The sequence below is a fragment of the Micromonospora sp. NPDC051196 genome (genome assembly GCF_040682415.1).
In the GTDB taxonomy this organism is placed as follows: Bacteria; Actinomycetota; Actinomycetes; order Mycobacteriales; family Micromonosporaceae; genus Micromonospora.
The window spans coordinates 191,422-202,504 of record NZ_JBFBAY010000012.1 but is presented as its reverse complement, the minus strand read 5'-3'; the positions used below and the strand labels follow the sequence as shown (position 1 = coordinate 202,504).

Below are 11,083 nucleotides of genomic sequence, written 5' to 3'. Positions count from 1 at the left end.
TCAAAACCGCCACCCACTACGACCAGGCAACCGCCTGGTCACACCGAACCCAACCCGTCGCTGCTTGACATCCAAGCTCCTGGGATGTCTGACCCTGACCCGCCGCCGATCTTGCACTTTTGGTCGGCGAAACACCCCTTTTGTCGTCTTCGCCCCGACAGAAAGTGCAAGATCGCGGGGGCGGGGAGGGCGGGCGGTGCGGGGAGGGCGGGGGCGGGGGCGGGGGCGGTGGGGTGGGTCAGGGTGGGGGTGGGGGGGTGGGTAGGTGGGGGCGGAAGGGGCGTGTGATGCGGTGGAGCAGGGCGCGTAGGGGGCCGGGGCCGGGTCGGGTGGGTAGGCCGGCCAGCATGCGGGCCAGGGTGGTGCATTCCGGATCGAGACCGGGGGTGGCCAGTGCCAGATGGGCCAGGGAGACGGTCACCGGTAAGGGGCCTGCCCGGTCCCCGGCCGCCGCCGCCAGGCGTTCGGTGACCACCCGGGCCACGTCGGGTCGGATCGACGGGTCGACCCAGGCGGCCGTCACCAGAGCGAACAGCGCCGCCTCGGTGACCTCCGGCGCGTGGGCCAGCTCCACCAGCACCTGACGTCGGGTCGAGGAGGCCCAGGGCTCGTCGGTGCGATGGTGCAGCAGGCCGAGGCAGGTCCACACCTGCACGCAACGTATCCACAGCGCCGGGTCCTGGCCGTTGAGCACCCGGCCCAACGCGTTCTGCGGGGTCTCAGGCGGGTGGGCCAGCAGGCCGAGCAGGTCGGTCAGGTCGAGGGTGGCCAGCGCCACCGCCGTGTCGTACGCCGCCAGTGGGTGTGCCCAGGCCAGGTGGGTCAACTGGCGCAGCCGGCGGGCCGCTTCCGCCGAGGGGGGCGGGGTGCCCGGATGTTGCGCCGACCGCCCCGGATCGGACCCGGCGGGCAGCGACGGCTGCGGGCGTACCGACGGCGGGGTCAACTGTCCCAACCACGGACGACCCCGACAGCATTCGGCCAGATCGGCGTGCTCGTGTGAGTCGTCCGGGTTGTCCCGGATGAAGTCGGCCAGAGCGACCAGATGACGTACGTCGCCGTCCCGCTGGAACCGCAGCCGGTGCGCGGTGTGCACCGCGCAGTCGAAGGACGGGTTGCGTACCAGTGCCTGCTCGATCCAGTTCAGGGCCTCGTCCAGCCGGCCGTGATCGGCCAACGTGCCGGCGATGTCGGCGTACACCGCCAGGTCGTCCGGGTCGTGGTCGACGGCGCGGCGCAGCGCGGCGAGTCCCTCTCGGGTCCGACCGGCGCTGCGCAGCGCGTACCCGAGCCAGACCTCGCCCATCTTGGACGGTACCGCGCGTACGCCCCGACTGGCCCAGCGGACCGCGAGCGGCACCTCGCCCATCCGCCGGGCCAGCGCGGACGCCGTGCCCAGCAGCAGGGCGTGCTCGGGGTGGATGGTGATCGCGTTGCGGGCCAGTGTCAGGTACGGCGCCAGGGCGGCCCGGTCGGAGCGGGGTACCGGATCGGGGGCGGCGGCGCAGACCTGCATCAGCACCCGGGCCGCCTGGTCCGGGCCGAGTCGTTCGGCCAACTCGGGTGAGGTGACCCAGGGCACCCCCGCCCAGTCCGTACCGGGTGCGTGCGCGGCGGCGGCGACCAGCAGATCGAGGCCCTCGGCCGGGCGGCCGGCCGCGGCCAGCAGATGCGCCCGGGCGACCACCGCTCCGACGAAGGTGTGATGTTGCAGCGGAAAGAGATCCAGCCCGCCGGAGCCGCTGGCCGCAGCCAGCCGGGCGAGCGTCTCGTGCACCTCGGGCAGGGTCGGCGCCCGAGCCAGGGCGCCCGCGACATGGTCGGCGGCGTGCGCCAGATTGCCGGCTTCCAGGGCGCTGCGGGCCAGGGCCAGTTCCTCCGTCGCCGGCAGCGCCCGATCGTCCGTTCCCTCGGCCACGTCGTCCTCTCACTGGTCGGTACCGGTTGGCGGTGCGGCCGAGTCAGCGTAGGTGACGGCATCGACTTTTGGTGATCAGCTGCGCGATCCTGCTCGTTAAATTGCTTGCAGGCGTTCAAAGGTGCAAGAATGAGCAGGAAGCGCGCGAGTATCGCGCAGGGGAGGAGCTTTCGTGACGCGCCCAGGAAGCGGCATGGCCGCCGACATCGACGAGCAGCCGGCGGGTTACGAGCGACTGCTCTCCGCCGAGTACGCCGCACCGATCGCCCGCGTCGCGGCGGCCATCGCCGAACGCCGGCCGCGGCACGTGGTCTTCACCGCGCGGGGCACCTCCGACCACGCCGCGCTGTACGGGGCCTATCTGGCCGAGATCCGACTCGGCCTGCCCGCCGGCCTCGCCTCGCCGAGCGCGATCACCCTCTTCGGTGCCCGACCGGACCTCTCCGACGCGCTGGTCGTCGGGGTCAGTCAGAGCGGCGGTTCGCCCGACCTGACCGAGGTGCTGCGGGTCGCCCGCGAGGCGGGCGCGCTCACCCTCGCGGTCACCAACGCGCCGGACTCGCCGCTGGCGGGCGTCGCCGAACTCGGCGTCGACATCGCCGCCGGGCACGAGCGGGCGGTGGCGGCCACCAAGACGTACACCGCCGAGCTGCTCGCCCTGCTGATGCTGGTCGAGGGGATCCGGGCCGGCGACGGCGTCCTGCCCGAGCCGGAACGCCGGGCCCTGGCCGACCTGCCCGAGTTGGCCGCCCGTACGCTGGCCGACCCCACCGCGACCCAACTCGCGCCGCGCTACCGGTTCGCCGGCCAACTGGTCACCACCGGTCGGGGGTACGCCTATCCGACCGCGCGGGAGGCGGCGCTGAAGCTGATGGAGACCTCCTACCTGCCGGCACTGGCCTTCTCCGGAGCCGACCTGTTGCACGGTCCGCTGGCCATGACCGACCCCGACGTGCCGGTGCTGGCCGTGGTCGGCTCGGGCCCCGGCGGCCAGGCGATGGGCGAGGTGCTGCCCCGGCTGGGCGAGCGACGGGCCGACGTGGTCGTGGTCGGCTCCGCCGAGATCGCCGGAGCCACCCGGATCGCGGTACCCGACGTCGACGAGCGGTACGCCCCGCTGCTGGACATCCTGCCGCTGCAACGGCTGGCCCTGGCGTTGGCCCTGGCCCGTGGTGAGGACCCGGACGCGCCGCGCGGGTTGAAGAAGGTCACCGCGACGATGTGACCGCCCGCATGGCACGCTGGTCGGCGTGTCCACGCTGCGCGACCTCGCCGAGGAGCACACCCGTCTGCGCCCGGCCGACATCGACCACCTGCACCGCATCGCCGGTGACTGGCAACTGCTGTCCGACCTCTCCTTCGCCGACCTGCTGCTGTGGGTGCCGGTGGACGGGGAAGGCAGCTTCCTCTGCGTCGCCCAGGTCCGCCCGACGACTGCGCCCACCGCCTACCAGGACGACCAGGTGGGGCGGATCGTCGGCGGACCGGAGGTGGCGCACCTGGAGGTCGCCTACGGGCAGGGGCGGATCTGGCGGGAGGGCGACCCGGTCTGGTACGGCGACGTGCCCGCCCGGCACGAGGCGATCCCGGTCCGGCTGCGGGCCGCCGACGGCGAGTCCGGCGAGGTGATCGCCGTGGTGGGCCGGGACACCAACCTGTCCACCGCGCGTACCCCCAGCCAGCTGGAGCTGAACTACCTGACCACGGCCGACGACCTGGCCCAGATGATCGCCGACGGCACCTTTCCGCCGCCCCGGCATCCGGGCGAGACCACCTCGGCGCCACGGGTCGGCGACGGCCTGGTCCGGCTGGACGCCGGCGGCAAGGTCACCTACGCCAGCCCGAACGCGCAGTCGGCGTACCGGCGGCTGGGCTACGCCTCCCACCTGGTGGGTGAGGATCTCGCGGCGCTGCACCGCCGGCTGGCCAACGATCCACTGGAAGGCACCGAGGCCGCCAACGGCATCCTCGCCGCGCTGCGCGGCGAGGCGCCACCCCGGCGGGAGATCGACGCTCGCGGGGCGACCATGCTGACCCGGGCCCTGCCGCTGATGCCCGCCGGAGTGCCGATCGGCGCGCTGGTCCTGGTCCGCGACATCACCGAGGTACGCCGCCGCGACCGGGCGCTGATCACCAAGGACGCGACCATCCGGGAGATCCATCACCGGGTGAAGAACAACCTCCAGACGGTCGCGGCACTGCTGCGTCTCCAGGCCCGCCGGGTCGCCATGCCCGAGGCGCGGGTGGCGCTGGAGGAGTCGGTACGCCGGGTGGCGTCGATCGCGCTGGTGCACGAGACCCTCTCGATGTCCAGCGACGAGGCGGTCGAGTTCGACGGGATCGTGGATCGGGTGGCCAGCGCGGCGACCGAGGTGGCGGCGACCGAGGTGACGGTCGGCATGCGGCGCAAGGGCAGTTTCGGCGTACTGCCCGCCGAGATCGCCACGTCCTTGGTGATGGTCCTCAACGAGCTGCTGCTCAACGCCGTCGAACACGGCTTCCCGTCCGCCGATGAGGCCGACGAGGAAGGGCCGCAGCCGCAACCGCAGGAGCCGCAGGAGGCGCCGCAGGTCGTGGTCTCCGCTCACCGGTTGCGCAAGACGCTGCACGTCACGGTCACCGACAACGGTCGGGGACTGCCGACCGGGTTCGACGCCGAAGGCGGCGCCAAGCTCGGGCTCCAGATCGTCCGCGCGCTGGTCACCGGGGAACTGCGGGGCAGCATCCAGCTGCGCCCCGGATCCGAGGGCGGCACCGAGGCCGTCCTCACCGTCCCACTGGCCCGCAGCAGCCCGGACCGCGCCGGGAGCTGACCGCTCGATCGATGTCCGGTGCGCTCGTGATAGAGCAGAATTGCTGTCTGCTCTATCACGATTGGCGGCGTATGGCGCCGGGCCGGTTGACACCCCCAGGACCTGCTGAATACGTTTCGGACAACCATCGACCGGCACGGTCGTCCGCCGTGCCCGGCTTCCTGAACGCAGGCGCACCGGTCGTCCACCACCTTCGGGAACGACCGTGGCTGTCTGGAGAACGGGGATACGGGGATGAGTTCACCGCCGGCGGCGGACCGGTCGACGACGACCGTGGCCGACCCAACCGCCGAGCTGCGGGTGCCACGGCAGCTGACCAGCAAGTGGGCACCGCGGTCCGCCGACGAGCTTCGCCAGCAGCGGCCCGCGTACGCGCCGGTGCCGTTGCCGCCGACGGACGAGGAGCTCTACTCGTACCGTAAGCGTCGGCTGACCAGCCTGATGGTGCCGTCGCTGATCAGCTTCGCCTGTCTGATCACCAGCCAGATGCTGTTCGTCCGGCTCACCCCGTGGCTGTGGCTGCTCGCCCCGCTGCTGTTCTTCACGGTCATCTACTACGTCATCTCGCTGGGGGTGAACGCCTTCACCCCCGGCTTCGACATGGAGCGGCACAAGCGGCTGGTGCGCGAGTGGCGGCCACAGCGCTACCCGACGGTGGACGTCTTCCTGCCGGTCTGCGGTGAGCCGCCGCACGTGCTGCGCAACACCTGGGAGCACGTCCGCGCCATGCAGCGGCACTACCAGGGCAACGTGGTCGTGTACGTGCTGGACGACTCGCCCAACGAGGCCATGGAGCGGATGTCGCTGGCCTTCGGCTTCGTCTACCAGCGGCGGCCCAACCGGGGCTGGTTCAAGAAGGCCGGCAACATGCGGTACGCCTTCGAGCGCACCCTCGGTGACTTCATCCTCGTCCTCGACGCCGACTTCGTCCCGCGCAAGGACATGCTCAACCAGATGCTGCCCTGGTTCGACGCCGAACCGCGCGCCGGCATCGTGCAGTCCCCGCAGTACTTCCGGGTGCACAAGGGGCAGAGTTGGGTGGAGCGGGGCGCCGGGGCGGTCCAGGAACTCTTCTACCGCTCGGTCCAGGTGTCCCGGCAGGCACACGACTCGGCGATCTGCGTCGGTAGCTGTGCCATCTATCGGCGTACGGCCCTCAACTCGATCGGCGGCTCCACCCTCATCGAGCATTCCGAGGACGTACACACCGGCTTCGACCTGCGCAGGCAGGGCTGGAACCTGCGCTACATCCCGGTGGTGCTCGCGGCCGGCCTCTGCCCGGCGGACGTCGACTCGTTCTTCACCCAGCAGTACCGCTGGTGCGCCGGCTCGATGAGCCTGATGGGATCGCGCAAGTTCTGGGACACCAAGCTGCGCTGGCGGGCCCGGCTGAGCTACATCTCGGGCTTCTGCTACTACCTGCACACCGGACTGTTCACATTCGTCGCGCCGATCATCCCGATCCTCATGCTGACCGTCTTCGCCGACCAGATCGCCCTGGCGAACTACGCGTTGATCCTGCCCAGCGTGATCTACAACTTCATCATCTTCCCGCTCTGGCATCGCACCTCGTACCGCCTGGAGAGCTGGACCGTGAAGATGATCTACGGCTGGGCGCATGCCTTCGCCATCGTCGACATCATTCGTGGCCGACGGATGGGCTGGCAGCCCACCGGCGGCACCGCCAAGAAGAGCAAGACCAAGCGGCTCTGGACCGGGCTGAAGTTCTGGACCGCCGGCAGCGGCCTGGTCTGGGTCGGGCTCGCCGGGTGGCGGCTCGTCTCCGGAGCGGACCCGCTGATCTTCCTGCCGGCCTTCCTCAGCGGCGTCTTCTTCCTGCTGGTTGTGGCGCAGGCGCTCATGGTGGAGCCCGAGAAGGACGTCGAGGTGATCAGGTGAAGACCCGTCACCTGATCATCGGAGCTGTGCTGATCGCGCTGGCCGCGATCGAGTACGCCGTGGTGGCGAACCTGAACGTCACCCGCATGCTCGCCGGCGATGCCGCTGTTCGACAGCAGGCCGACGCGGCGGTCAGCGCCGGATCATCCGTGCTGCCGGTGTACGACCCCACGCACCTGCTCCGCCCCGAGGACGGCAAGTACCTGGGCGTGGCCATCGACGGGGCGCCCCCGAAAATGGAACTGCTCGAGACGTTCGCCAGGAAGACCGGCAAGAAGCCCAACGTGGTGACGCTCTACCTGAGCTTCGACGATGGGTTCGCGGCCGACGAGGTCAGGCAGATCTACGAGTACGGCGCGCTGCCGGCGGTGCGCTGGGAGCCGTTCGACGCGAAGCTGTCGGACATCGCCGCCGGCAGGTACGACGACTACATCAAGGAGTTCGCGGCGGGCGTCCGGAAGGTGAACCTGCCGATCATGCTCACCTTCGCCCACGAGATGAACGGCAACTGGTACTCGTGGGGCATGCGCCGCGAGGGGAACAAGGCCGCCCACTTCGTGGCCGCGTGGAAGCATCTCCACAGGCTGTTCGCCGAGGCCGACGCGACAAACGTCATCTGGGCCTGGACGCCGAACGTCATCAATCCCATGCCGGAGGTCAAGCTCAAGCCGCTCTACCCGGGCGACCGGTACGTCGACTGGATCGGCATCGACGGCTACTACACCCACCACGGGGCGAACACCTACGCCGCACTTTTCGGACCGACAATGAAGCAGGTCCGAGGCTTCACCGACAAGCCCTTCCTGATCGTGGAGACCGCGGCCGAGCCGGGCAGTCTACGACCCAGATGGCTCGCCGACCTGTTCACCGGGGTGGCCAAGGACCCCGAAGTCATCGGGTTCGTCTTCTTCAACAACGACGGCTCGGCCAAGTGGAACATCGACCGTGACACTGCGGCGATCCGGGCGTTTCGGCAGCAGGCGAAGAACGCCACCTACGGCTTCCCGGTGAGGTGAGCGGATGATGTCGAACCAGGTTCTCCTCCCCGACCGGCTGACCAGTGGCGCTGCCGCCGGCAGTCCGGCGCAGGCGCGGGAGGAAAAGGTCTCCCCGGGCCGCCACACCGGATGGCTGGCGCTGCTGCCGGCGCTCGCGGCGTTCGCCGTCGGCTATCAGGGTGCCGCCGATCGGCAGATGTGGAACAACGAGTACGCCACCTGGCACGCCGCCGTGCTGAGTACCGCAGACCTGCGGCACCTGCTCTCCAACACCGACCTGGTGCACGTCAGCTACCTCATGATCGTGCGGGGCTGGATCCAACTGGTCGGCGACGACCCACTCGCGATGCGGCTGCCCTCGTTGGTGGCGATGACGATCGCTGCGGCGGCCACCACACTTATCGGTCGCCGGTTGGCGGGTACCGGTCCGGGGCTGGTGGCCGGTCTGATCTTCGTGCTCATTCCCTCGGTGAGCCGGTACGCGCAGGAGGCCAGGTCGTACGCGCTGGTGACCATGGCGGCCACCCTCGCGACCCTGCTGCTGTTGCGGGCGCTGGAGAAGCCGGTACGCGGTCGCTGGGTGCTCTACCTGTTGGCCGTCGCTCTGATGGGCTGGCTGCACTTCGTGTCGTTCCTGGTGCTCGCCGCCCACCTGCTGATGATGCTGCGCGGCACGGTCGACCGCGACGACAACCGCCGGTACCAGTGGTTCGGTTATGTCGGCGGTGCCGGCCTCCTGGTCCTGCCGTTGCTGACGGTCGCCTCCGGTCAGTCCGCGTCGATCTCGTGGATCAAGGCCGATCTCGACGCGGTGCTGCGCTTTCCGAGTGACCTGTTCCTGTCCACCCGGGGCATGGCGGCGGTGGTCGGGCTCGGCGTAATCGGCGCGCTGGTGGCCTGGCGTACTGGCAACCGCATGCTGCCCGCACTGCTCACCTGGGCGTTGCTGCCACCGGTCTTCGCTTATGTGACCTTCGACGTGCTGCACCTCTTCCTGCCCCGGTACGTGCTGTTCACCCTGCCGGCATGGGCGATCCTGGCCGCGATCGGCGTCTGTTCCGTGGCGCGGTTGTTGCCCCGGTCCACCACCGCCTGGAGTTGGCTGCTGCCCGCGATGCTGGTGCTGCCGGGCCTGGCCTATCTGGTCCTACCCGACCATCGGGTGGTGCGGGCAAGTCCGGTCGCCGGCCAGCCGGACTACCAGGGTGCCATCGATGCGATACGGCGGGGCATGCAGCCGGGTGACGGACTGGCCTACAACGATGTCTTCGGCAAGCTCTCCGACCTCGCCCGGGAGGCGGTCGACTACGAGATGCGTAACGATGTGAAGCCTCGGGATGTCTTCCTCGCCGTCACCTCCGTCGACCGCGGGTCGTACTCCGCCTCCGAGTGCGAGGACCGGGATTCGGCCGCCTGCCTGCGCAACACGGACCGGATCTGGCTGATCAGCACGACCTACTCGTCGGATCCGTTGGAGGGGCTCCCGCCGCAGCGCGCCGGACTGCTGCGCAAGTTCGAGGTGATCCAGGACGACCAGTTCGAGGGCGTACGCCTGGTCCTGCTCAGTCGGAAGGACTGAGCAGGGCGACGGTGAGGCCGGAGAGGGGCCAGGTCCGCTCGACGGCGTAGACGGCGCGCAGCGCGTCCCCCTTGGCACCGGGAACCGCGGCCAGCGGGCCCTCACCTCGGCCGGCGACCACGAGCCAGACCCGGTGCACGTCGGCCAGGCAGTCGGCCGGCCGGTCGCACTCGGCGGCCCACAGGTCACCCCGGCGGTGTTGGCCCTCGGTCAGCAGCACGTCGTGGGGTGCCTGCTCGCGCAGGTGGTAACGCAGGCCGAGGTCGAGGAAGAGCCAGCTGTCGCGGGGGTGGTAGACCACCGCGTCACCGGAACGCTGACCGGCGGCGATGATCCGGGCCGCCCCCTGGTAGTCGACGGTGGCGGTGCGCGGCCATTCGTGCGTACGGCGTAGCGCGACATGATCCGGCAGTCCGAGCAGCCCGGCCAGGCTCACCACGACGAGTGCGACCCGAAAACGCGCCGAGGCCAACGCGGCACCGGCCAGCAGGCAGCCGAAGGGCACCACGAAGATCAGGTAGCGGGGCACCCACAGCGGGACGACCAGCCCGGCGGCGAACAGCAGCAGCACCGGTAGCAGCAGGCAGGCGACCGGGAGCGACGCGCGTCGGCCGAGTCGTCCGGCGCCGAGCGCCGCGAGCGCCACCAGCAGGCCGCCCACCGCGGCGGTCTGCGCCAGACCGCCGGGAAGCGTGGCCAGATCGCCGAGCCGGGCGGTGTCCACCCAGTCCAACTGACGCTCCCGCTGTTCCCGGGCACGCAGGGCCAGCGGCGTGACCAGCAGCGCCGTCGGCACCAGCGCGAGCAGGAAAGAGCCCAGTGTCCCGAACGGGCCCGCCCGATGACGACCGGAGCTGTCCGGCACCGGCGGCGGGCGGCCGGCCGTGGCGTGCTCGGCGTCGGCCGGTGCGGTGGCTCGACGCCGATGCGTGAGCACCACGACGGCGTGCGCGGCGACCAGCGTCAACGCGATCAGGTGGGTCAGTCCGAGCGCGGCCGTCGTGAGGGCGTACGCCACCCACCGACCCCGGCCGGGCCGGCGTAGGGCGTCGACCAGCAGCAGGGTGCTCAGTGCGGCGAGGGCAGTGGCCAGGGCGTACGGCCGGGCCTCCTGGCCGTACCGGGCGGTGGCGGGTAGCACCGCGAACAGCAGGCCGGCGAGGATGCCGACCCGGGTGTTCCACAGCCGTTGACCGAGTACGGCGGTCAGCCCGGCGGCTGCCGTCATCGCCAACGCGGACGGCAGTCGCAGCGCGGCCACGGTGTCCCCGGCGAGCATCAGCCAGGCGTGCATGAGCAGGTAGTACGGCCCGGTCGCGGCGTCGATGGTGCCGGCGAGCCGGAGCAGGCCGGGGACTCCCCGGGTGGCGGCGCTCCAGGTCGCCAGTTCGTCCCGCCAGGGCTGTGCGGCGTCCAGCCCGACCAGCGTGACGAACATGGTGAGGACCGCCGGCAGCAGCCACACCGGCAGGGAGCGCAGGCGCCAGCCGTTGAGCCGTACGCCCGCTCCGGCGGCCGGAATCGACCTACCGGACAAATCCCCCATGACGTGAGCCTGCCACACGATCGTGTCCGCCGTTGCCGGCAGCGACCGCCCGTGATGTGGGATCCCGCACGCGCTCATTGGCTGGCCTGTCGACGGTGTGGCAGCATGGCCTTCATGACTGCTGCCGTGGTCCGCCGCTTCGTGGCTCGTCGCCACGTCGATTACGGCCGCGTGCGCAGCGCCATCTGTCCGGCCCACTGACGACGCCCGACCATTCTGCCTCGGGTACGCAGCGCGCCGACCGCCCAAGACACCGTTGTCCACGGCCCCATCGGGAGCCGGTCGTCACGTCCGCGTACCCAGTCGAGGCACCGCAGACAACGGAGGACG

Annotated in this window: 7 protein-coding genes; 5 read left to right on the top strand and 2 right to left on the bottom strand. The window is 70.7% G+C overall.

The window, feature by feature from the left end:
- Positions 1-238 precede the first annotated feature (238 nt).
- The gene (locus tag AB0M35_RS22560) at positions 239-1,918 is read right to left on the bottom strand and encodes a tetratricopeptide repeat protein (protein WP_363747591.1); all 1,680 of its coding nucleotides are present in this window, start codon (positions 1,916-1,918) and stop codon (positions 239-241) included.
- Between the two features lie 193 nt (positions 1,919-2,111).
- On the opposite strand from AB0M35_RS22560, the gene AB0M35_RS22555 reads away from it, so the two are divergent.
- From AB0M35_RS22555 to AB0M35_RS22535, 5 genes are all read left to right on the top strand, one after another.
- Positions 2,112-3,143 carry an SIS domain-containing protein gene (locus AB0M35_RS22555; RefSeq protein ID WP_363747615.1) on the top strand — a complete coding sequence of 344 codons (1,032 nt, stop codon included), beginning with the start codon at positions 2,112-2,114 and terminating at the stop codon, positions 3,141-3,143.
- 25 nt (positions 3,144-3,168) lie between these two features.
- A complete protein-coding gene (locus tag AB0M35_RS22550) occupies positions 3,169-4,731 on the top strand; it encodes a histidine kinase N-terminal domain-containing protein (protein ID WP_363747590.1) in 1,563 nt (520 codons plus the stop codon).
- Positions 4,732-4,965: 234 nt separating this feature from the next.
- Complete coding sequence (locus AB0M35_RS22545) at positions 4,966-6,630, top strand: glycosyltransferase family 2 protein (protein ID WP_363747589.1); 1,665 nt, start codon at positions 4,966-4,968, stop codon at positions 6,628-6,630.
- Complete coding sequence (locus AB0M35_RS22540; protein ID WP_363747588.1) at positions 6,627-7,646, top strand: glycosyl hydrolase; 1,020 nt, start codon at positions 6,627-6,629, stop codon at positions 7,644-7,646. Before AB0M35_RS22545 ends, AB0M35_RS22540 begins: the two co-directional genes overlap by 4 nt.
- A gap of 4 nt (positions 7,647-7,650) precedes the next feature.
- Positions 7,651-9,207, top strand: a complete 1,557-nt coding sequence (locus AB0M35_RS22535) for a glycosyltransferase family 39 protein (protein ID WP_363747587.1) — start codon at positions 7,651-7,653, stop codon at positions 9,205-9,207.
- Here AB0M35_RS22535 and AB0M35_RS22530 read toward each other — a convergent pair.
- Positions 9,191-10,645 (bottom strand): glycosyltransferase family 39 protein, encoded by a 1,455-nt coding sequence (locus AB0M35_RS22530; protein ID WP_363747613.1) that lies wholly within the window; start codon positions 10,643-10,645, stop codon positions 9,191-9,193. The genes AB0M35_RS22535 and AB0M35_RS22530 overlap by 17 nt on opposite strands.
- Positions 10,646-11,083 lie beyond the last annotated feature (438 nt).

Coding starts and splice junctions, on each gene's coding strand:
- AB0M35_RS22545 (WP_363747589.1), top strand. CDS start 4,966: ATGAGTTCACCGCCGGCGGCGGACCGGTCGACGACGACCGTGGCCGAC.
- AB0M35_RS22555 (WP_363747615.1), top strand. CDS start 2,112: ATGGCCGCCGACATCGACGAGCAGCCGGCGGGTTACGAGCGACTGCTC.
- AB0M35_RS22535 (WP_363747587.1), top strand. CDS start 7,651: ATGATGTCGAACCAGGTTCTCCTCCCCGACCGGCTGACCAGTGGCGCT.
- AB0M35_RS22530 (WP_363747613.1), bottom strand. CDS start 10,645: ATGTTCGTCACGCTGGTCGGGCTGGACGCCGCACAGCCCTGGCGGGAC.